Origin of the sequence: Arthrobacter sp. AFG20 (assembly GCF_002892795.1) — a bacterium.
In the GTDB taxonomy this organism is placed as follows: domain Bacteria; phylum Actinomycetota; class Actinomycetes; order Actinomycetales; family Micrococcaceae; genus Arthrobacter.
Genome location: NZ_PJMC01000027.1, coordinates 22,992 through 42,097 on the forward strand (window position 1 = coordinate 22,992; position 19,106 = coordinate 42,097).

The 19,106-nt window shown below is 66.2% G+C and carries 23 protein-coding genes; 12 read left to right on the top strand and 11 right to left on the bottom strand.

The genetic code is table 11. From position 1 onward, the window contains the following. The first annotated feature begins 8 nt into the window (after positions 1–8). From CXZ05_RS21320 to CXZ05_RS21330, 3 genes are all read left to right on the top strand, one after another. Positions 9–821 carry a bifunctional allantoicase/(S)-ureidoglycine aminohydrolase gene (locus CXZ05_RS21320; RefSeq protein ID WP_102974460.1) on the top strand — a complete coding sequence of 271 codons (813 nt, stop codon included), beginning with the start codon at positions 9–11 and terminating at the stop codon, positions 819–821. Positions 822–957: 136 nt separating this feature from the next. Then, a complete protein-coding gene (locus tag CXZ05_RS21325) occupies positions 958–1,314 on the top strand; it encodes a VOC family protein (RefSeq protein WP_102974461.1) in 357 nt (118 codons plus the stop codon). A gap of 17 nt (positions 1,315–1,331) precedes the next feature. Further along, entirely contained in the window at positions 1,332–2,129 is a 798-nt protein-coding gene (locus CXZ05_RS21330) for an SDR family oxidoreductase (protein WP_102974462.1), read from the top strand. Positions 2,130–2,250: 121 nt separating this feature from the next. On the opposite strand, the gene CXZ05_RS21335 is transcribed toward CXZ05_RS21330, so the two are convergent. Then, positions 2,251–3,426 carry a zinc-dependent alcohol dehydrogenase gene (locus tag CXZ05_RS21335; protein WP_102974463.1) on the bottom strand — a complete coding sequence of 392 codons (1,176 nt, stop codon included), beginning with the start codon at positions 3,424–3,426 and terminating at the stop codon, positions 2,251–2,253. Positions 3,427–3,622: 196 nt separating this feature from the next. Between CXZ05_RS21335 and CXZ05_RS21340 the strand changes: the two genes are divergently transcribed. Next, positions 3,623–3,910, top strand: coding sequence for a hypothetical protein (locus CXZ05_RS21340; protein WP_102974464.1), 288 nt, complete (start codon positions 3,623–3,625; stop codon positions 3,908–3,910). 17 nt (positions 3,911–3,927) lie between these two features. On the opposite strand, the gene CXZ05_RS21345 is transcribed toward CXZ05_RS21340, so the two are convergent. From CXZ05_RS21345 to CXZ05_RS21355, 3 genes are all read right to left on the bottom strand, one after another. Beyond that, positions 3,928–4,650: an HAD family hydrolase gene (locus CXZ05_RS21345; protein WP_102974476.1), complete on the bottom strand. Its 723-nt coding sequence runs from the start codon at positions 4,648–4,650 to the stop codon at positions 3,928–3,930. Next, positions 4,643–4,978, bottom strand: coding sequence for a hypothetical protein (locus tag CXZ05_RS21350; RefSeq protein WP_102974465.1), 336 nt, complete (start codon positions 4,976–4,978; stop codon positions 4,643–4,645). The genes CXZ05_RS21345 and CXZ05_RS21350 overlap by 8 nt, the downstream gene beginning before the upstream one ends. 120 nt (positions 4,979–5,098) lie before the next feature. Next, on the bottom strand, positions 5,099–6,904 hold the full coding sequence (locus tag CXZ05_RS21355) for a glycoside hydrolase family 15 protein (protein ID WP_102974466.1): 1,806 nt from the start codon (positions 6,902–6,904) through the stop codon (positions 5,099–5,101). A 195-nt stretch (positions 6,905–7,099) separates the two neighbouring features. Between CXZ05_RS21355 and CXZ05_RS21360 the strand changes: the two genes are divergently transcribed. From CXZ05_RS21360 to CXZ05_RS21370, 3 genes are read left to right on the top strand one after another with little or no spacing between them, the layout of a single operon-like run. Continuing rightward, the gene (locus CXZ05_RS21360; protein ID WP_102974477.1) at positions 7,100–7,786 is read left to right on the top strand and encodes a GAF and ANTAR domain-containing protein; all 687 of its coding nucleotides are present in this window, start codon (positions 7,100–7,102) and stop codon (positions 7,784–7,786) included. Between the two features lie 10 nt (positions 7,787–7,796). Continuing rightward, positions 7,797–8,534, top strand: coding sequence for a DUF72 domain-containing protein (locus CXZ05_RS21365; RefSeq protein WP_102974467.1), 738 nt, complete (start codon positions 7,797–7,799; stop codon positions 8,532–8,534). Positions 8,535–8,586: 52 nt separating this feature from the next. Further along, positions 8,587–9,660 carry an App1 family protein gene (locus CXZ05_RS21370; protein WP_180987490.1) on the top strand — a complete coding sequence of 358 codons (1,074 nt, stop codon included), beginning with the start codon at positions 8,587–8,589 and terminating at the stop codon, positions 9,658–9,660. Positions 9,661–9,674: 14 nt separating this feature from the next. On the opposite strand, the gene CXZ05_RS21375 is transcribed toward CXZ05_RS21370, so the two are convergent. After that, positions 9,675–11,243, bottom strand: a complete 1,569-nt coding sequence (locus CXZ05_RS21375) for a GH1 family beta-glucosidase (RefSeq protein WP_102974468.1) — start codon at positions 11,241–11,243, stop codon at positions 9,675–9,677. A gap of 367 nt (positions 11,244–11,610) precedes the next feature. Between CXZ05_RS21375 and CXZ05_RS21380 the strand changes: the two genes are divergently transcribed. Then, positions 11,611–13,122 (top strand): ATP-binding protein, encoded by a 1,512-nt coding sequence (locus tag CXZ05_RS21380; RefSeq protein WP_102974469.1) that lies wholly within the window; start codon positions 11,611–11,613, stop codon positions 13,120–13,122. Positions 13,123–13,166: 44 nt separating this feature from the next. Here CXZ05_RS21380 and CXZ05_RS21385 read toward each other — a convergent pair whose 3' ends face one another. The 3 genes from CXZ05_RS21385 to CXZ05_RS21395 form a co-directional block, all read right to left on the bottom strand. Further along, positions 13,167–13,556 carry a hypothetical protein gene (locus tag CXZ05_RS21385; RefSeq protein WP_102974470.1) on the bottom strand — a complete coding sequence of 130 codons (390 nt, stop codon included), beginning with the start codon at positions 13,554–13,556 and terminating at the stop codon, positions 13,167–13,169. A 33-nt stretch (positions 13,557–13,589) separates the two neighbouring features. Next, positions 13,590–13,928 (bottom strand): J domain-containing protein, encoded by a 339-nt coding sequence (locus CXZ05_RS21390; protein ID WP_102974471.1) that lies wholly within the window; start codon positions 13,926–13,928, stop codon positions 13,590–13,592. Positions 13,929–14,019: 91 nt separating this feature from the next. Then, positions 14,020–14,442 (bottom strand): Hsp20/alpha crystallin family protein, encoded by a 423-nt coding sequence (locus CXZ05_RS21395; RefSeq protein WP_102974479.1) that lies wholly within the window; start codon positions 14,440–14,442, stop codon positions 14,020–14,022. 139 nt (positions 14,443–14,581) lie between these two features. Here CXZ05_RS21395 and CXZ05_RS21400 point away from each other — a divergent pair, with 139 nt between their 5' ends. After that, positions 14,582–14,896, top strand: coding sequence for a MerR family transcriptional regulator (locus CXZ05_RS21400; protein ID WP_102974472.1), 315 nt, complete (start codon positions 14,582–14,584; stop codon positions 14,894–14,896). A 10-nt stretch (positions 14,897–14,906) separates the two neighbouring features. Here the strand turns inward: CXZ05_RS21400 and CXZ05_RS21405 are convergent, their stop codons facing one another. Continuing rightward, on the bottom strand, positions 14,907–15,212 hold the full coding sequence (locus CXZ05_RS21405) for an MmcQ/YjbR family DNA-binding protein (RefSeq protein WP_102974473.1): 306 nt from the start codon (positions 15,210–15,212) through the stop codon (positions 14,907–14,909). Between the two features lie 4 nt (positions 15,213–15,216). Continuing rightward, positions 15,217–15,993: a phosphatase PAP2 family protein gene (locus tag CXZ05_RS21410; RefSeq protein WP_258006679.1), complete on the bottom strand. Its 777-nt coding sequence runs from the start codon at positions 15,991–15,993 to the stop codon at positions 15,217–15,219. 124 nt (positions 15,994–16,117) lie between these two features. Here CXZ05_RS21410 and CXZ05_RS21415 point away from each other — a divergent pair, with 124 nt between their 5' ends. The 3 genes from CXZ05_RS21415 (at position 16,118) to CXZ05_RS21425 (ending at position 18,398) form a co-directional block, all read left to right on the top strand. Then, positions 16,118–16,360 carry a hypothetical protein gene (locus CXZ05_RS21415; RefSeq protein ID WP_102974474.1) on the top strand — a complete coding sequence of 81 codons (243 nt, stop codon included), beginning with the start codon at positions 16,118–16,120 and terminating at the stop codon, positions 16,358–16,360. A gap of 126 nt (positions 16,361–16,486) precedes the next feature. Next, entirely contained in the window at positions 16,487–16,684 is a 198-nt protein-coding gene (locus CXZ05_RS21420; RefSeq protein WP_076800319.1) for a hypothetical protein, read from the top strand. A 127-nt stretch (positions 16,685–16,811) separates the two neighbouring features. Then, positions 16,812–18,398, top strand: coding sequence for an alkaline phosphatase (locus CXZ05_RS21425; RefSeq protein ID WP_102974475.1), 1,587 nt, complete (start codon positions 16,812–16,814; stop codon positions 18,396–18,398). A 32-nt stretch (positions 18,399–18,430) separates the two neighbouring features. Here CXZ05_RS21425 and CXZ05_RS21430 read toward each other — a convergent pair. Further along, positions 18,431–19,106 (bottom strand): enolase C-terminal domain-like protein (locus tag CXZ05_RS21430; protein ID WP_308411013.1); only part of this gene is annotated, 676 nt, incomplete at its 5' end.

Here is a 19,106-nt window from a genome sequence, read left to right on the forward strand (position 1 = left end):
ATCCAATCATGGGCAAGTACTACTACCCCCAGGGCGGCCTGCCGCCGCAGACCCACCTCACCACGGAGCGGGCCATCGTCACGGAGGCCTACACGGTCATCCCCAAGGGTGTCATGACCGACATCGTAACCAGCACCCTGCCGGGTTTCTCCAACACCCGCTCCTGGATCCTGGCCCGCCCGATCGCCGGGTTTGCCACCACGTTCTCACAGCTCATCGTGGAGATCGGCCCGGGCGGCGGCGCTCCCAAGGCCGAGTTTGAACCCGGCGTCGAAGGCGTCGTCTTCGTCACCAAGGGCAAGGTCAACCTGACCCTCGACGGCGAACTTCACCAGCTGGAGGAAGGCGGCTACGCCTACCTTGCCGCCGGCGCCACCTGGGGCCTGGAGAACGTCTCGGATGACATTGTCTCCTTCCAATGGATCCGCAAGGCCTACGAGCGGCTTGAGGGTTACGAGGCAAAGTCCTTTGTCACCAGTGATGCCGAGGTGGAACCCACCGCGATGCCGGATACCGACGGCGCCTGGAAGACCACCCGCTTCACGGATTCCAGCGACCTTGCCCACGACATGCAGGTCAACATTGTGACGTTCCAGCCGGGCGGGGTCATCCCGTTCCCGGAGACGCACGTCATGGAGCACGGCCTGTACGTCCTGGAGGGCAAGGCCATGTACCTGCTCAACAACGACTGGGTTGAGGTTGAGGCCGGCGACTTCATGTGGCTCCGCGCCTTCTGCCCGCAGGCCTGTTACGCCGGCGGCCCGGGCCAGTTCCGTTACCTGCTGTACAAGGACATGAACCGCCAGATCCGCCTGACGTAGGGCCTCCGCCCCGAATCGCCGAGATCGCCGGAAGCCTGGCAGCACGCTGGACGCTTCCGGCGATTTCGCGCGTTTCCGGCGTCTCCGGCTTCCGGAACCCCTTGCATCACAACTGGCCGCGCGGAAGCATGGGGGCATGCTGACCATCGGAACGACTGTCCTCGGTGTCAACGACGTTGTCCGCGCCACCGCTTTCTGGTGCGACGCCCTCGGCTATGTCCCGCGGGAAGACGGCGATGAAACGTGGGTGGTACTCGTCCCGCAGAAAGGTGACGGCGCCCGCCTCGCCCTCATGCTCAGCGAAACCCCGGTGCAGCCCCATCCGCGCCTCCACCTTGATCTCTACGCCGATGACCAGGCCGCCGAGGTGGAACGCCTCGTCGAGCTCGGCGCAGCCAGGGTGGACTGGGACTCTTATCCGGATGACCCGGACTTCATCGTGCTCGAAGACCCGGACGGAAATCGCTTCTGCGTTGTGGATGCGGCAGCCTGACACTGAAAGGACGCACCATGAACTTCTCGCCCGCCACAGCCATCGTCACCGGCAGCGACTCCGGGATCGGCCGCGCCACCGCGGTAGCCCTGGCCCGGGCCGGACTGGACGTCGGCATCACCTGGCATTCGGACAGGGACGGTGCCGAGCGGACGGCGGAGGAGGTCCGCGCAGAGGGCCGAAACGCTGTGGTCCGGCAGCTCGACACCACCGACCTCCTGACGTGCGCCGGTGTCATTGACGGCCTGGCAGAGGACCTGGGCGGCGTCGACGTGTTCGTCAACAACTCCGGCACGGGCGACGGCACCAAGTTCCTCGAGCTGAACTATGAGACCTGGGCCAAGACCCTGGATACCAACCTCAACGGCGCCTTCCTCTGCATCCAGGCGGCAGCCCGCCGGATGGTCGACGCCGGCCGGGGCGGCCGCATCATCGCCGTCACGAGCGTCCATGAGACGCAGCCGCGGGTGGGCTCGTCGGCGTACGACGCGTCCAAACACGGGCTGGGCGGACTGATCAAGACCATCGCGCTGGAGCTGGCCACCCACGGCATCACGGCCAACTCCGTGGCGCCCGGCGAGATAGCGACGCCGATGACGGGCCAGACCGACGAGGACCCCCGCGCCAAGGACCGGCCCGGCGTTCCCCTCGGCAGGCCCGGCGATGCCCGGGAGGTGGCCGCCGTCATCGCGTTCCTTGCCTCTCCGGCGTCGAGCTACGTCACCGGGGCGTCCTGGGCTGTCGACGGCGGCATGCTCCAGATGGGGCCGCAGGCCGGTTCCCACATCACCGGCCACGAGTGGCGCGAGGGCTGAGCGGGCCCGTAGGCGAGCCACTCGGAACCGGCCCCGGAAACGGAAAGCGGCCGGCGGGGTAAGTCCCCCGCCGGCCTCCGCCCCGGGCCTCGCTGCTAAAGCCCGGGTATCCAGTGACCCGTCAGGGTTTGAGGACCACCTTGATGCAGCCGTCCTCTTTCTTCTGGAACTTTTCATAGAGCTCCGGCGCTTCGGCCAGCCCCGCAGTGTGGGTGACCAGATCCATCACACCCAGCGGATCGGCGTCGTCCTCCACCAGCGGAAGCAGCTCGTCCGTCCACCGGCGGACGTTGCACTGGCCCATACGGAGTTGGATCTGCTTGTCGAACATGGTCAACAGCGGCATGGGACTGGCCGTGCCGCCATACACACCGCTCAGGGACAGCGTGCCGCCGCGGCGAACCACGTCAATGGCCGTGTGCAGTACCGCAAGGCGGTCCACTCCGGCGGTTTCCATGGCCTTCTGCGCCACCTTGTCGGGAAGGAGCCCCAGCGCCTGGTGCGCAAATGCCGCCACCGGCGAGCCGTGCGCCTCCATGCCGACGGCGTCCACAACCGCGTCCGGTCCCCGGCCGCCGGTCATCTCGCGCAGTTCGTCAACGACGCCCTTCGCGTAGTCCAGGACCTCGACGCCGTGCCGTGCCGCCATCTCGCGGCGTTCCGGAACCGGATCCACGCCGATCACCCGCTGGCCCAGGTAGGTGCCGATCCGGGAGGCAAACTGCCCCACCGGGCCGAGCCCGAAGACCGCCAGCGTGCCGCCGGCCGGAGCATCGGCGTATTTCACGCCCTGCCAGGCGGTGGGGAGTATGTCCGAGAGAAACAGATACCGCTCGTCCGGCAACTCCTGCCCCACCTTGACGGGGCCGTAGTCCGCGAACGGCACCCGCAGGTACTCCGCCTGTCCGCCGGGAACGGAGCCGTACAGCTCCGAGAAGCCGAACAGCGCGGCCCCGGAATTCTTTTCCCGGACCTGGCTGGTTTCGCACTGCGACTGCAGGCCCTGCGAGCACATGTAACAGTGACCGCAGGAAATGTTGAAGGGAATGACCACGCGGTCTCCCTTTGCCAGGTTGGTGACGGCGCTCCCCACTTCCTCCACGATGCCCATGGGTTCGTGACCCAGCACATCGTCCTTGTGCATGTAGGGGCCCAGCACCTCGTACAGATGGAGATCCGAGCCGCAGATCGCGGATGACGTGATCCTCACGATCGCATCCGTGGGCTCCTTGATGACCGGGTCCGGTACCTCCTTCACGCTCACCGAGCGCTTGCCTTGCCAAGTCAGTGCCTTCAATGGAGTCCCTTCCTGTAGCTGCACGTCGCGTCCTTTCGACGGTAGCCCGATCCGGCTTCGATGTGAAGATCAGTATGCTTATCAATTTTTCGGGATTCAGGATTGGAAAGTAAGCATCCTTGCTTTTTGTCTTGTTTCAGCCGGAGAACGCTCCTAGCGTAGGAACTGTTCTTGCCCCTAAGGAAAGGCGCCCATCATGTCGCTGTACCAGCCCGAGCCGGTGGAAATCTCCACGCGCATGCGCCCCGGCGAATGGACGGAGGCCAGCCTCGAGGAACTGGTGACCACCTACCGCGCAAAGATCCTCGCCATGGGGGCGGCGGTTTCAGAGGTGCTCACCGAGGTGGTCAGGAACGACGACGGCTCCGTGGCGGTTGCGGTGTCGTGGAACAAGGGGTCCTACGCAGACGAGCCTGAGGGTGGCGGGTTCACGAACACCGAGTCCACCAACACCGAATCCAGGGTGGACACGGCCGGGGCCTGACTCCGCCGGAGGCCTCCCTAGCCCGCGAGCAGCTTTCCGATCGCGCTGCGGCCCAGGTTGTCCAGCAGCTCCCGCGGACCCTCGTAGACCTCGACGGCCCCCGCGTCGCGCAATTCCGCCTCGCTGGTGCCGCCGCAGGTCAGGGCGATGGTGGGGATGCCGAGCCTGCTGGCCGCCATGACATCCCACACCGCATCCCCGACGTAGACTGCGGCGGAGGCCTGAACCCCCACAGCCTCCAGCGCTGCCACCAGGATGTCCGGCTCGGGCTTGCTGTTCTCCGCATCATTGGAGCTCGTTGCGGCATCAATGAAGTCATCCGCCGCCAGGGCGGACCGCAACGCCTCGAGATCCTGTTCCCTCGCGGACGAGGCCAGGGCCACCGCCAGGCCACTCTCACTGCATTTGGCCAGCAGGTCCCGGGCACCGTCGAAAGCGCGGAGCGACGGCCAGAACGTGCCGAAAACCCCTGAATGGGCGGACAGGATATCCTCGTCCACTTCCCTGTTCCGGGACTCCGGCAGCAAATGGTCCACCAAACGCGCCCCGCCCATTCCCACACAGCGGTGGATCCGGGCCATGGGCACGTCGAAACCGGACTGCCGGAAGGCCTGCCACCAGGCGAGGGTGTGGATATAGGCGGAGTCAATCAGCGTCCCGTCAACATCGAACAGGACACCACTCTCCCGGCGCAGCCCTGCCGGCAACCGCCCCGACTCCCCATCCGCCGCCTTATCCACGGACAACCGCGCCAACATCGGCCAGTTGCGGCGCAGGCTTCCGCTGCCGGAAGCTCTTCGGGGAGCCGTAGCCGGCATCAACGGTGGACTTCACCGCCTGAAGCGGGGGCCTGGCATGGCGCTTTTGCGCGGGCCGCTTTACTGCATCCTTGCAGCAGTCGCGGATCAGGCCCGTACCGGCAATCTCCCTGGCCTGGGCAACCCCGGCAACTGCTGCGCGCTTCGTCGGGAAGGTGACGGACACCGCCATCAGTGCCCCCGTCCCGTCAAGCAGCCGGATCCTGTAACCGCCGTCGGGAGCGTCCACCAACTCGAAATATCCAGCCATTTTGGCTTCCTCCTTCTTCACCCCTTCGCTGAGGTGTTTAGTAAGTATACTTACTTACAAACCGAAGGTGAGAGGTGTCACCCAAATTCCGGTGCGAACAAGGCCTGCGGCGCCGAGCCCTCAGGCAGTGTGAGCCTTGGACGGGAGTGGCTTGTCGCTCCGGCGGAGCCGGCGCTGGTTCAGTTCCAAGGCGCTGGTCACCAGCGCGAAATGGCTGAAGGCCTGCGGGGTGTTCCCGAGATGCCGTCCGCTCTGGACGCCCCATTCCTCACTCAGGAGGCCGACGTCGTTCCGCAGGGACAGCAGCCGCTCGAACAGTTCCGTGGCCTCCCTGTGCCGTCCGGCCCCAAGTAGCGCCTCCACGAGCCAGAAGGAACAGGCGAGGAAAACCCCCTCACCCCCTGGCAGTCCGTCATCGCTTACCTGGGGCCGGTACCGGAGCACGAACCCGTCCTCGGTCAGTTCGCGCTGGATGGCCTCGATGGTGCCGATCACCCTGGGGTCGTCGGGCGGGAGGAAGCCCACGCGGGGAATGAGGAGCAGGCTGGCGTCGAGTTCGGGTCGGCCATAGCTCTGCGTGAAGGTGTTCCGGTCGGCGTCAAAGCCCTTAGTCATGACCTCGGCGTGGATGGTGTCGCGGAGCGCCTCCCAGCGGTCGGCGGGTCCGGGAAGCCTGGCATCCCGGACCCCTTTGACCATCCGGTCCGCTGCCACCCATGCCATGACCTTGGAATGGGTGAAATGCCGCCGCGGCCCGCGCATCTCCCACAGCCCGTTGTCCGGCTGGTCCCAGACCCCTTCCAGGTATTCCATCAGTGCCACCTGGACGTCCCACGCTTCGTCGGTGTGCTTCAGCAGTGAGTTGCGGGTCAGGGCAAGGCAGTCCAGCACCTCACCCCACACATCCAGCTGCAGCTGGCCCGCGGCCGCGTTGCCCACCCTGACCGGCGCCGAGTTCTCGTAGCCGGCCAGCCAGGGCAATTCCAGTTCCGGCAGCCTGCGCTCGCCGTGGATTCCATACATGATCTGCAGGTCGGCAGGGTCCCCTGCCACGGCCCGCAGCAGCCAGTCCCGCCAGGCCGCCGCCTCGGAGGTGTAGCCGGCGGCCAGCAGCGCCTGCAGCGTCAGGGTGGCATCACGGAGCCAGCAGTAGCGGTAATCCCAGTTCCGAGGCCCGCCCAACTGTTCAGGCAATGACGTGGTCACGGCCGCAACGATGCCTCCGGTGGGTGCGTAGGTAAGGGCTTTGAGGGTGATCAGCGAGCGCTGCACCGCATCCTTGTAGGGCCCGGACACCTTGCATTTATCCGTCCATTCCCGCCAGAACCGTTCGGTGGATTCCAGGACTTCCTCGGCGTCCACGGACCGGGGCCGCCGCACATGGCTGGGCGCCCAGGTCAGCACGAACGGCACCCGTTCACCGGCTTTCACGGTGAAATCGCTGACGGTGTGCATGCGTTCGCCGCGCAGCGGGGCGGTGGTCACCAGGTAGGCAGAATCAGGTCCCGCGATGGCGTGGAGGCCGTGGCTGTCCCGGCGCACCCAGGGCATGATGTGGCCGTAGTCGAAGCGCAGGGCCAGCTCGCTTCTCATCCGGACGTGTCCGTGCAGACCCACCACGATCCGCACGATGTCCGCCACCTCGTCGCGGGGCGGCATGAAGTCGATAACCCGGACAGCTCCGTCGTCAGTTTCCCACTCGGTTTCCAGGATGAGGGTGTGTCGGCGGTAGCGACGCCGCGTGCAGCCGCCCCCAGCTGCCGGGGCGAGGAGCCAGCGGCCGGCTTCGGGGGTGTCCAGGAGCGCATTGAAGCAGGCCGGCGAATCGAACCGCGGCAGGCACAGCCAGTCAATCGACCCTTCAGTACTGACCAGGGCCGCCGTGTGCAGATCCCCGACCACCGCATAATCCTCGATGCGTACCATGCCCTTACAGTGCCACAGCAGGCCCCGTGGCACGAGGGGTGCCCGGGTGTAGCCTGAAGTTAGGCGGAGCGGCCGCCGGAGCCTACCCAGCCAGCATTGCCCACTTGCCCGGCACAGCCGGTTTGTACGGCGGAATTGGAGCCTTGAGTGGATGTTCGCGTGAACGAGGCCGACGTGGTGGGGCGCGTCCAGGACATGTTGCTGGACACGCAGGATGTGCAGGATTTCCTGGAGGAGCTGGCGCGGTACTCGGCTGAGCGCATGTCCGGGCCGCAAGGCGGGATTTATTGCGGCATCACCCTCCTGCGGCACCGTTCCGCGGCCACGGTGGCCAGCAGCAGCGAGCATGCCCAGGCCGTGGACGAACTTCAGTACCAGTTCGGCGACGGCCCCTGCCTGCGGTCCTGCCGCGAGGGTGTGATTGTCCACGTTCCGGACTTCGAGCTCGATACAGAGTTTCCGGAATACAACGACACCGTGCTGCAGAATCGCATCCGCTCGGTACTGGCGGTTCCCTTCGACCTGCCCGGCGCCGACGCACGGGCCGGACTCAACCTGTACTCGGAGAAGCCGAACGTCTTTGACACCACCGCCATTGACAGCGCCATCAGCTACGTCCAGCAGGCGTCCAAGGGTCTCCGGCTCGCGGTCCTGCTGGCGCAACGCAATGACAACGCCGCCAACCTGAGGCGGGCGATGGAGTCACGGACCATCATCGACACCGCTGTCGGGATCATCATTGCGCAGAACCGCTGCAGCCAGGAGGACGCCATCAACCTGATCAAGTCGGCGTCAAGCACGCGCAACCTGAAGCTGCGCGATGTCGCTGCGGCCATTGTGGAGTCTGCCGGCGGCGGCCCCGTAGCAACCCACTTCGAGTGACGTCCGCGAGGTGAGGACCCACATCGGTACGTCCGGCTGGAGCTACGACCACTGGGAAAATGTGCTGTACCCGCCCGGGCTTCCCGCCCGGGACAGGCTACAGCACTATGTGGCACGGTTCAGCACGGTGGAGCTGAACGCGAGCTTCTACCGCTGGCCGCGGGACACCACGTTCGCCGGCTGGCGGACCAGGCTGCCGGCCGGTTTTTCGCTGTCCGTCAAAGCCCCGCGCGGGCTCACCCACGGCAAGAAGCTGTACGGCCCGGAAGTCTGGATCGAACGCATTTCGCGGTGCTGGCACGAACTCGGCGACAAGCGCGCGGTGCTGCTGGTCCAACTGCCTCCCGGCATGGCCAGGGATGACGCCCGGCTGGACTATTTCCTGGGTGCCATGCCGGACTGGATCCGGGTGGCTGTGGAGTTCCGTCATCCGAGCTGGGAGCAGCCGGAGGTGTACGGACTGCTGGAACGGCACCAGGCTGCGTACACCGTGATGAGCGGCGCCAGCCTACCCTGCAACCTCCAGGCGACCGCACCGTTCGTCTACGTCAGGCTGCACGGGCCCGACCACCAGCACCTGTACGGCGGTTCCTACTCGGACGAGGAACTGGGCTGGTGGGCGGACAGGATCCGGGAGTGGCGCAGCTCCGGACGGGAAGTCTTCGCGTATTTCAACAACGACGGCGGCGGCAACGCCGTGCGTAACGCCGCCACCCTGCGCGGCATGCTGGGAGACAGCGGCGAGTAACAGAGAGCAGGACGGCAACCCAAGGGCCCCCGCCCTGTGGCAGAGTGAAGGCATGGACATGGCGTCACAGGAATCACCGTTGTCAGGGGCGAGTCTGTCAGGGACGCGCGTCTTCCGCCTGGCCCACCGGCTTTCGGATGCGATCAATACGTCGCGCCTGAAGGTCGCCCGGCGCTGGAAGTTCGAGCCCAAGACCATCGCCTACCAGGGCTACGGCTCCACGGAATGGGTCCGGGTCCTGGGGAGGGTAGTGCTGGCCAGCAAGCCCGTGCCCGGCAGCCGCGCCGACCATGCCGCCCGGAACGGCACCGAGAATGTGCGCGGCTGGCGTGCCTTCACCAGCGTTCCCATTCCGGGCTCCGACGTGGAGATCGAAATCGGCGGAACAGTCACGAAGGTCAAGGCAGACCGCGGCGGGCTGGTGGACATCGATATTCCGGTGTCCCTGGCCCCCGGCTGGCACACCGCCATCCTCCGCTCCGACGGCACCGAGCCGGCAGAAGCCAGCATCTTCGTGATTGCCCCGGACACAAAATTTGGCATCGTTTCCGACATTGACGACACCGTCATGGTGACGGCACTGCCCCGCCCGTTCCTGGCGCTCTGGAACACCTTTGTGCTGAGCGAGCGGGCCAGGATGGCCACCCCGGGCATGGCGGTGCTGCTGGACCGGCTCACCGTTGAACATCCCGACGCGCCGGTCATCTACCTCTCAACCGGCCCCTGGAACGCAGCGCCCACGCTCGCGCGGTTCCTGACCCGGAACATGTATCCGGCGGGCCCGCTGCTGCTCACGGACTGGGGACTGACCCAGGACCGGTGGTTCCGCAGCGGCCAGGAGCACAAGCGCCGCAACCTTGAGCGGCTGGCGGCGGAATTCCCGCACATGCGCTGGCTGCTGATTGGCGACAACGGCCAGCATGACGAGCAGATCTACTCGCAGTTCACACAGCACAACGCGCACAAGGTGGCGGCCATCGCCATCCGGCAACTGTCCGTGAGCGAGGCCGTCTTCGCCGGCGGCCACTCCGAAGACGGGGACCACAGCGCCTCAACGGTGCCGTGGATCTACTCCCCCGACGGGGCGGGCATAGCCCGCCAGCTCAGGGAGCTCGAGCTGCTCTAGGTGCGCGAACTGCTTCAGGTGACCGGCCCGCCGTCGGACGTTCCGCCGTCGGACATCCCTACGTCTGTCAACATGCCATCAGCCACGGCTCCGTCCGGTCCTGCTGCCGCAGCCGCGACGGCGGCGTCCGCGGAGGCGGCCAGCTTCCGTTCCTCCTGGAGTTCCTGGAACCAGTAGAACGAAGCCTTCGGCGTGCGCACCTGTGTCTCGAAATCCACGTGCACCAGGCCGAACGGCTGCTTGTACCCGCCCGACCATTCGAAGTTGTCCATGAAGGACCAGACGTAATAGCCGCGCAGGTCGATCGCCTCGGCTTCACCGCCGGGGGCCGTGGCGCGGAGGGCGGTGCCGAGGTGATCGGAGAGGTAACGGACCCGCCGCTCGTCGGGGATGAAGGCCCGGTTGGTGGACTTGTCGAGGACCCTGATGTCCTCGAAACTCGCCCCGCCCTCCGTGATGATCACCGGCGGAAGGTTCGGGTAGCGTTCGGCCATTTCCTTGAGCGCCACGGCCATGTACTCGGGCTTCACGGGCCACCCGTAGGCAGTGGTTTCGGTGTCCGGCCACGGCTCAATGTGCAGCGGCGCACCGGGAGTGGCCCCCTTGAGGTCATCCCCCATCGCCTCCGCCATGGCCGCCGGAACGGGGCTGTCCCCGCCGCCGGCAGCCACCCGGGTGGGCATGTAGTAGTTCATGCCGTAGAAATCCAGCGGCTGCGAGATGACGGCCATGTCCTCTTCGGGGTGCTCGAAGGACGAGAAGAACTTCGCCGCGCGAATCAGGTCCGGGTACTTTCCCGTCAGCACGGGGTCCGCGTACAGCCGGTTCTGTGCCACATCCATGGCTCCGGCACTGATCCAGTCGAGGGGGTTGCCGGAGTTCGGGACCACGGGCGAGTACACGTTGGTCATGCCGATTTCGCCGGGCACCTTCGCGGCCCGCAGCGCCTGCAGTGCCAGGCCGTGGCCCAGCAGCTGGTGGTGCACGGTGGGCAGGCCGTTGGCGAAGTCGGCCTTTCCCGGGGAGTGCAGGCCCAGGGCATAGCCGTTGGTGGTCACGGTGGCGGGTTCATTGATGGTCACCCAGCGCGCCACCCGGTCCCCGTAGGCGGCAGCGGCGATGGCGGCGAACTCCCCCAGCCGGTAGGCGGTGTCCCGGTTGAGCCAGCCGCCGTCCTCATCGAGAGCCAGCGGAGTGTCCCAGTGGTAGAGCGTGACCATCGGGGCGATTCCGTTGGCCAGCAGCTCATCCAGCAGCCGGTCATAGAAGTCCAGGCCGGCCCGGTTCACCGCCCCGCGGCCGTCCGGCTGGATCCGCGGCCATGCCAGTGAGAACCGGTAGGAATCGATGCCCAGTTCCTTCATCAGGGCCACGTCCTGCGGCATGCGGTGGTAGTGGTCGCACGCCACGGCGGGGCTGTGGCCGTCCACGATGGTCCCGGGTTTGGCGGCGAAGACGTCCCAGCCGGCGGGTCCGCGGCCGTCCTCATCGAGCGCCCCTTCAATCTGGAAGGCGGCTGTAGCTACCCCCAGGGTGAAATCGGCCGGAACCATGGCTGCCAATTCTTTGGCGGAAGGATGCATCGCTGGACCTCTGTGACGTTGCGAAAGGCCGTTAGGCCAAAACTTCAGATTGCCGGAGTCTACCGCTCAGGGCGCCGCACTGCCCGGATTAAGCGCTGTCAGGATTAATCACGGACATCACGTTCGTCCACGCTAAAGCTGGAAAACGAACCCTTGGGCGCAAACATGGCCTTCTCCTTCGACGGCTCCGGTCCTTCCACAGCTCCGATCCTTCAACAGCTCAAGAGGACTGGGGTACCTCTGGACTGCGGTACCTCCCAGAATGGCACAGGCCAGGGCCGCTGACGAGGGGCCTGAACGGGGTTCCTGGCGTCACCCCGCCTCCGGCCCCGGCAGGGTCTTGACCGGCGCTGGTAGGGTCTGCGGCATGGATGAAAAATTGGGGAAGTTCATCGATGATTTCGCGCAGCTGGTGCAGATCGCCCAGTCCGGGCCGCACCGCGTGAAGGCCGGAACGCAGCTGCTGACAACAATCACCGAACATCTGGCGGTGCCGGCCGAATCACTCGCTGTGGTGGTGGAGGAGGTGCCGGCGCACCGGTTCGTGGACGCAGACATCCTGATGGCCGAACTCGCCGCCGAGGACGAGCAGTTCCGGCTGGTGGGCATCGGCGGCGGCGACCAGCGCCACCACCAGTCCCTGAGCGACATGCTGCAGCAGTCGCAGTTCTTTCCGCAGTTTCCGTTGTCCCAGCCCGATTACATCAACCTCGCTGTGGGACCGGAAGAGCAGCGGCAGGCCGTGGCACTGGGCCTGTGGCTGTTCCGGCACGCGGGCAGCCCTGTTGCCGTCCTGCAGCGGGACGCGGCGCCGCGGTACGGGCGGCAGACGGCGTGCCTCGAGGTCCTGGCCGCTGATGCGGAAAACGCGGCGGACTTCCTGTCCGAATTCCGCAGGCGCATGCAGCGCGGCAGCATCCTGAAAGGCCAAGTGATTTCCCTGGTCATGGGTGAGTACGGGCCCAGCAGCGGAGGCGTCACGTTCCACGCCCGGCCGGAGCTCACCGCTTCCGACGTCATCCTTCCCCAGGGGCTGCTCCAGAGGGTGGCCGATCACGCCCTGGGCATCGCCGCACACCGGGAGTCGCTAAACGAGTACGGCCAGCACCTCAAGCGGGGCATCCTGCTGTACGGCCGGCCGGGGACGGGCAAGACGCACACGGTGCGGTACCTGCTGAGCCAGAGCGCCGGCATCACCGCGATCCTGCTGTCGGGAGGTTCCCTGGCCAGGATCTCCGAGGCCGCCGCCATGGCCCGGGCCCTGCAGCCTTCGATCGTTGTGCTTGAGGACTGCGACCTGATCGCTGAGGACCGGAGCTTCGGGCACGGGCCGCAGCCGCTGCTGTTCGAGGTGCTGGACGCCATGGACGGCCTGGACCACGACGCCGACGTCGCGTTCGTCCTCACCACCAACCGCGTGGACATGCTCGAACGCGCCCTTGCCCAGCGCCCCGGCCGGGTTGACCTGGCCGTGGATATTCCGCTGCCGGCCGCGGACGAGCGCATCGGGCTGGTGACGCTGTACGCGCGCGGCATTCCGTTCAGCCCGGATGCTGTCCGGGACGCCGCCGCCCGCACCGAAGGAACAACGGCGTCGTTCGCCCGCGAACTGGTCCGCCGCGCCGTCGTGCGTGCCGCACTGGACGGCGCACCAGTGTCGGACAGCCACCTGCTCGCGGCGGTGGAAGAACTGATGGCCGACGGCGAGACCCTCACCAGGAGCCTGCTGGGCAGCAGCCCCGCCGGCGGCGGGGACGGGCAGGGCGGCTTCGGCGGCCCTAGCCTTCCCGGGCCCGGATTTGGCGGGCCGGGTTTCCCCCGGCCGGGCTTCTTCCCCGGGCCCGACTTTGGCAGCGTTGGTTTCGCCGGGCCCGGTTAGTCCACCAACGGGTTAGTCCACTCACGGGCGGGTCCACTTACGGGTCAGTCCACCAGCGGTGGCGGCCCGAAGAGGAATTCGTTGGCGTGGGACACGGCCTTGCGGAAGGCATCATTCCGCAGGCCCACAAGGTTCGCGGAGCTGGGCTCGCCAGGCTCCAGGAATTGTGTGCGGCCAGGGCGAAGCACCCAAATGTCCCCAGCCGGCGGCAGGTAGAACACTCCGAACGTACGGTGCTGTTGGTCGTCGTCGGACCAGATGGGCACCACGGCCAGCGCGGCACCGGTTGTGGGATTGATCCACTGTGCGCGGGGAAGTGGCTCCTCATGGGCCTCGGGATCCAGGAACGGCGCTGTGCCCTTGCCCCAGCGCTGCTCGAAGCGCTCATGGAAGGCCGGGATCAGGTGGGAGTCGTAGCGGCGCCAATCGCTCATGGCAGTGGTTCTCCTCTGACGTTCAGGTCGGATTCAGGCCCACGGTCCGCTTTCCCACCGGACGGAGGTGACGCGCAGCGGCGGTTCAGGGTGCCGGACTACGTGGACTGGAATGCTTTGTGGCTGGCTGGCGGATGGGTCGGGAGCTCCGGCACAAAGTACCTCGCGATCGTAGGCGGCGCGGCGCTTTGGGTCCCGAAGAACGGAGAAGGCCTGCATGACGAGTTGCAGTTCGGCTGGTACCGCTTCACCGTTGGCAACATCCGGATGGTGGCGGCGCATCAGCGCGCGGTAGGCGCGGGCGACTTCCTGCTGCGACGCGCGGTGCGGAATCTGCAGCACCGAATAGTAATCCGGTGCGGGTCTGGTCATCACTGAAGCCTGTCGAAGTGGTTGTTCCTGTTAGCGCGGCTGGGGCGGCCTTCGGGTACGTGAAGGCCGCCCCTGCCAGCGCGGCGGCCGGCTACGTCCCGATTTGATGCAGCTGGCCCTTGCTTTCGATCTCGATCTTCCGTGGCTTTGCCTGCTCGGCTACCGGGATCCGGAGTGTCAGCACTCCGACGTCGTAGCTGGCCTTGATGTTGTCCGCGTCCAGCGTGTCACCGAGAATAAGCTGCCGACTGAAGACGCCGCGTGGCCGCTCGGAAACCACCAGCTCGACATTTGGCTGGGTGGCATCCCGGCGCTCGGCGCGGACAGTGAGGACGTTCCTTTCAACGTTCAGATCCACGGCGTCCGGCGAAATCCCGGGCAGGTCAAAGGCCACCACAAACTCCCCGTCTTCCTGCCACGCATCCATCGGCATAGCCGCCGGACGGGCTGCTGTTCCGAAGACCTGCTGGGTGAGCCGGTCCAGCTCACGGAACGGGTCAGTACGGATTAGCATCATTTCCCACTCCCTTCAGCATGTAGGTTCTATGGCTGCCCATCACCACTTATCTATGGTGGTGGGTATAGATTTTTTATAGCACCGGTGACAAACTGGGGCAAGGGGAAAATCAAGAAAAATCTGGACGGGGAATCACATGGCCAACCGGGACAGCACCGGGCGCGGGTTATACGCCATCTCGGTGGTGGCGGAGCTCGTGGGAACAGGCCAGCAAAACATCCGGCTGTATGAGCGCCGCGGCCTGCTGACCCCGGAAAGGACCGACGGCGGCACCCGCCAATACAGCGAATCTGACCTGGCCGTCCTGCGCCGCATCGGAGAACTCCTGGACGAAGGACTCAACCTGGCAGGCGTGGCGAAGGTGCTGGAACTCGAAATGGACAACGCGCGTCTCCGGCGGCAACTGAAGCTTGCCAGGGCCCGGAACGCCCGCCCGGACGACGGCGATTGATCCCTGCGGGCTACAGCCGGCCGCCGGCGAGCAGGAAGGAATCCTCGAGCAGTTCGGCGAGCAGGCCGCCGTCGACCCTTGAAAGCCGGACGAGGACCAACTGCGGTGAACGCTCATGGTGCGGCGTCCAGAAATACGTCTCCGGATCCGTGCCCGCGAGAGCCTCGCGCTCCGCGGTTTTGACCGTGAGCACGTCCGTTTCCCAGATGCGGGCCATCAGGGTTTTAGCGAACCAGGCTGGCTGGTTCCAACTGGCGCGCTCGGTCACGCCCGGCAGTGCCAGGCAGATCCTGCGGACATCGGCTTCGGTGGCCATGCTTTCAGTCCGGGGCGTCGGCCCGGGAAAGCTCGCCCGTAACTTCTTCACCCGGCACCCGGGCGGTGCGCCAGGTGTCGACGGCTATCACGGCACCGAGCACCACCAGCGATAGTGCCACGGAAGCCACGGCGTCGCTCACCCAGTGATAGCCGAGGTACAGCCGGCTGACGGACGCCAGGATTACTCCGATGATGGCCCCGACAAAACCGACCACAGTTGTTTTTGGTTTCCGGTGGCGGGAAAAGACCAGGAACGCCGTTATCAGCAGGAAGTCGGAGGCCCCCAGAACGTGGCCCGACGGAAACGAAAAGGTGTGGTCTGCGCCGAACAGCATCTGGTCCACTGGAGGGCGTTGCCTGTCGACCGACCTGCCGATGAGCTGCGCCAGTCCCACGCCGGTCAACATTGCCGCCGCCAACAGAATCGGCCGCCAGGCATGCTTCGCCAGAATGCCCCATGCCACCGTGACAACGAGGACGATGATGGGCAGCGCCACGGGCCCGAAGATGACAGCCAGGACAATCATCACCACGGTCAGCACCTGCGAGCGCGTCGTCAGGAGCCACTTCCACGACGCGTCATCGGCACTGGCCAGCCCGTCATGATCCTGAACACCTGAGAGAGCGAAGAAGAAGACGGCTGCCCCCACAACTGCGAGGACGATCGCCGTCACGTAGAGCGCCTTCCGCGCACTGGGCTCCATGTAGCGTTCTTCAACCACAAACTTGTCGTGGAAGACGCGCCACCAGCCCTGCCTGCCTGCTGATTCTTCTGCCACTTTAAAGACCGCCTGTGTGCGCCGAGGAAAACCGCCTTAGAAGTGAAATCCTAAGCCCCCTTACGGATGTCCTTTCCCGCTGTTACGGTAAAACTTCCAGCCCCACGAGGTCTCAGGAGACGACATGAGCACTGAAGGAACCGGCCAGGATGACCAGAACAGCGGAACTTCACCGCAGACCCAAGGGGACGGCGTCCCGGACTCCGGCGACGGCGTCGCGGTGGGCGCAGGCGAGCCGAACACGTTCGAACCGGAAGAGGGCACGGACAGCACGCGGGCCGGAACGCCCGGCAACGACCAGATTGCCACGGCGGAGGACACCCCGGACGTCGAGGAAACACCGGTGGACACCACCGAACCCAGCTGACCTGGCGTGCGGCCCCCGAGCCGCACGCAGAACCGCAAGGCCCGTTCCGGTAACCCTGTCCTCAATGGCAGGCCCCGTGGATAATTAGTCACACATTGAAGTGGCAACGGGGCTACGGAGGCTGCCGTGAGGATCATCGGACTACTTGTGGTCATCTGGCTCATCATCGGTGTATTTGCTGCGTTTCAGCGGGGCTACTTCGGCGGCTCCCCGGACTCGTGCACGGAGGCCGGAACCGTGGCGATCACCATCGCCGCCGGACCGCTGAACTACATGGGCGCCAACCCCAAGCTGACCTGCGAAGTGCCCCAGCCGTCCAAGTAGGCAGCGGCCAAGCAAACGCAGCCTCCCAGGGAGCGGTCCGCCGCTTCGCCCGACGGCATGTTACCGTTCACTCGCGATTCACGTGCGCGTCCTCGCCTGTCCAAGCTGCCCCGTTAGGTTCGGGGCCATGGACATCACCCGCAGAACACTCATCACCAGCAGCCTCGGTGCCGGCCTCATCATCGCCCTGCCCGGCACCGCCATCGCCGATTCCCGGAACGCAGAAGCGAGCCTCCCGACAGATCCCTTCACCCTCGGCGTCGCCTCCGGCGACCCCTGGCCCGACGGCTTCGTGCTCTGGACCCGGCTCGCGCTCAACCCGCTCGCAGAAGACGGGCTGGGCGGCATGCCCTCCCGCGTTGTCGCCGTGGCCTGGGAGGTTGCTGAGGACGCTGCGATGCGGAACGTCGTCCAGCGCGGCGTGGAGCAGGCCCTGCCGGAAAGTGCCCACTCGGTCCATGCGGAACTGCGCGGCCTGAAGCCCGGGCGCGAGTACTTCTACCGGTTCCGCGCCGGCCGCCATATCAGTCCTGTCGGCCGCACACTGACCAGCCCGGCCTGGTACGAAACGCCCGCGGCCCTGTCCATGTCCTTCGCCAGCTGTGCCCAGTACGAGCACGGCTTCTTCACGGCCTACCGCCGCCTCGCCGAGGACCAGCCGGACCTGGTGCTGCACCTCGGCGACTACCAGTACGAGTACAAGAAGGGCTCCTACGTGACCGGCGGCGGGAATGTCCGCGACCACGAGGGCCCGGAGACGGTGACGCTGGAGAACTACCGCCAGCGCCACGCCCAGTACAAGGCCGACGCCGACCTCCAGGCTGCGCATGCCGCGGCGCCGTGGCTGGTGGTCTGGGATGACCACGAAGTGGATAACAACTGGGCGGACGAGGTCCCGGAAAACGCGGACCCGGCCCAGCTGAACGACACTGCGGCCAACTTCAGGAAGCGTCGGGCCGCCGCCTTCCAGGCGTACTACGAGAACATGCCGCTCCGCGCTCCGTCCATGCCCGCCGGGGCAGACATGAAGATCTACCGCACGGTTCAGTGGGGCCAGCTTGCCAACTTCCACATGATGGACACCCGCCAGTATCGCGACGACCAGCTGGCGGGGGACGGCTGGCGGAAGAACGTCCAGGAGCGCTTGGCGGAGAACCGGACCATCACCGGGGCCGATCAGGAGCAGTGGCTGTTGGACGGTTTCCGGAAGTCCAAGGCGCGCTGGGACCTCCTGGGCCAGCAGGTGTTCTTCGCCGAGCGGGACCGCAACCAGGCCGCCGACATCGACGACGTGTCCATGGACGGCTGGGACGGCTACGCATCCTCCCGCCGCCGCATCACCCAGGGCTGGGTGGACGCCAAGGTGCGCAACGCCGTCGTCCTCACCGGCGACGTCCACCGCAACTGGGCCAACAACGTCAAGGTCGACTACAAGGATCCGGACGCACCGGTGGTGGGCTCTGAGCTGGTGTGCACGTCCGTCACCTCCACAGGCAACGGCACGGGCTCCGTCACGGACCCCACCATGGCCTGGAACGATCACCTGAAGTTCTTCAACGACCAGCGCGGCTACGTCCGGACCAGCATCACGAAGGATTCCCTGACCGCAGATTTCCGGGTGCTGGACTACGTCAACACTCCGGGCGCGGCGGTCAGCACCAAGGCGTCCTTCCGGATCGACGACGGCGTGCCCGGCCTCCAGCCCCGAGCCTAGCCACCCGCTTTCCAGCAACGGCGGACTTAGCGCTACCAGTCGTGGACGGTGCCGTCGACGAGGCGGTTGTAGGGCAGGTAGGCCTGCTGGTACGGGTAGGCGGCTGCGGCTTCCTCGTTGAATTCGACGCCGATGCCGGGCGTGTCTCCGGGGTGCAGGTAGCCGTCGGTGAAGGTCATGGACTGCTCGAAGACCGTGTTGGTGGCGTCCGAGTGCTGCATGTATTCCTGGATGCCGTAGTTGTGGATGGCCAGGCCCACGTGCAGTTGCGCGGCGAACCCGACCGGGGAGATGTCGGTGGGGCCGTGGAAGCCGGACTTGATCTGGTACTGCGCGGCGAAGTCCATCACCTTCTTCAGCGGCGAGATCCCGCCGAAGTGCGTGGACGCGGCGCGGACGTAGTCGATCAGCTGTTCCTTGATGATGCTCTGGTAGTCGTACACGGTGTTGAAGATTTCACCGATGGCCAGCGGCGTGGTGGTGTGCTGGCGGACCAGGCGCAATGCCTCCTGGTTCTCGGCCGGGGTGCAGTCCTCGAGCCAGAACAGGTCATACGGTTCCAGCGCCTTGCCCAGCTTCGCGGCCTGGATCGGCGTCATCCGATGGTGGCCGTCGTGCAGCAAAGGCAGTTCCGGGCCGAATTCATTCCGGACCGCCTCGAACACGCCGGGCAGGTGGCGCAGGTACGCCCGGGTGTCCCAGTCCTCC

Bases quoted from the DNA above. Each gene is read 5' to 3' on its own strand.
- CXZ05_RS21325 (WP_102974461.1), top strand. From the start codon at position 958: ATGCTGACCATCGGAACGACTGTCCTCGGTGTCAACGACGTTGTCCGC.
- CXZ05_RS21320 (WP_102974460.1), top strand. From the start codon at position 9: ATGGGCAAGTACTACTACCCCCAGGGCGGCCTGCCGCCGCAGACCCAC.
- CXZ05_RS21375 (WP_102974468.1), bottom strand. From the start codon at position 11,243: ATGCATCCTTCCGCCAAAGAATTGGCAGCCATGGTTCCGGCCGATTTC.
- CXZ05_RS21350 (WP_102974465.1), bottom strand. From the start codon at position 4,978: ATGGCTGGATATTTCGAGTTGGTGGACGCTCCCGACGGCGGTTACAGG.
- CXZ05_RS21360 (WP_102974477.1), top strand. From the start codon at position 7,100: ATGTTGCTGGACACGCAGGATGTGCAGGATTTCCTGGAGGAGCTGGCG.
- CXZ05_RS21355 (WP_102974466.1), bottom strand. From the start codon at position 6,904: ATGGTACGCATCGAGGATTATGCGGTGGTCGGGGATCTGCACACGGCG.
- CXZ05_RS21395 (WP_102974479.1), bottom strand. From the start codon at position 14,442: ATGCTAATCCGTACTGACCCGTTCCGTGAGCTGGACCGGCTCACCCAG.
- CXZ05_RS21425 (WP_102974475.1), top strand. From the start codon at position 16,812: ATGGACATCACCCGCAGAACACTCATCACCAGCAGCCTCGGTGCCGGC.
- CXZ05_RS21380 (WP_102974469.1), top strand. From the start codon at position 11,611: ATGGATGAAAAATTGGGGAAGTTCATCGATGATTTCGCGCAGCTGGTG.
- CXZ05_RS21405 (WP_102974473.1), bottom strand. From the start codon at position 15,212: ATGGCCACCGAAGCCGATGTCCGCAGGATCTGCCTGGCACTGCCGGGC.
- CXZ05_RS21415 (WP_102974474.1), top strand. From the start codon at position 16,118: ATGAGCACTGAAGGAACCGGCCAGGATGACCAGAACAGCGGAACTTCA.
- CXZ05_RS21340 (WP_102974464.1), top strand. From the start codon at position 3,623: ATGTCGCTGTACCAGCCCGAGCCGGTGGAAATCTCCACGCGCATGCGC.
- CXZ05_RS21390 (WP_102974471.1), bottom strand. From the start codon at position 13,928: ATGACCAGACCCGCACCGGATTACTATTCGGTGCTGCAGATTCCGCAC.
- CXZ05_RS21400 (WP_102974472.1), top strand. From the start codon at position 14,582: ATGGCCAACCGGGACAGCACCGGGCGCGGGTTATACGCCATCTCGGTG.
- CXZ05_RS21330 (WP_102974462.1), top strand. From the start codon at position 1,332: ATGAACTTCTCGCCCGCCACAGCCATCGTCACCGGCAGCGACTCCGGG.
- CXZ05_RS21385 (WP_102974470.1), bottom strand. From the start codon at position 13,556: ATGAGCGATTGGCGCCGCTACGACTCCCACCTGATCCCGGCCTTCCAT.
- CXZ05_RS21370 (WP_180987490.1), top strand. From the start codon at position 8,587: ATGGACATGGCGTCACAGGAATCACCGTTGTCAGGGGCGAGTCTGTCA.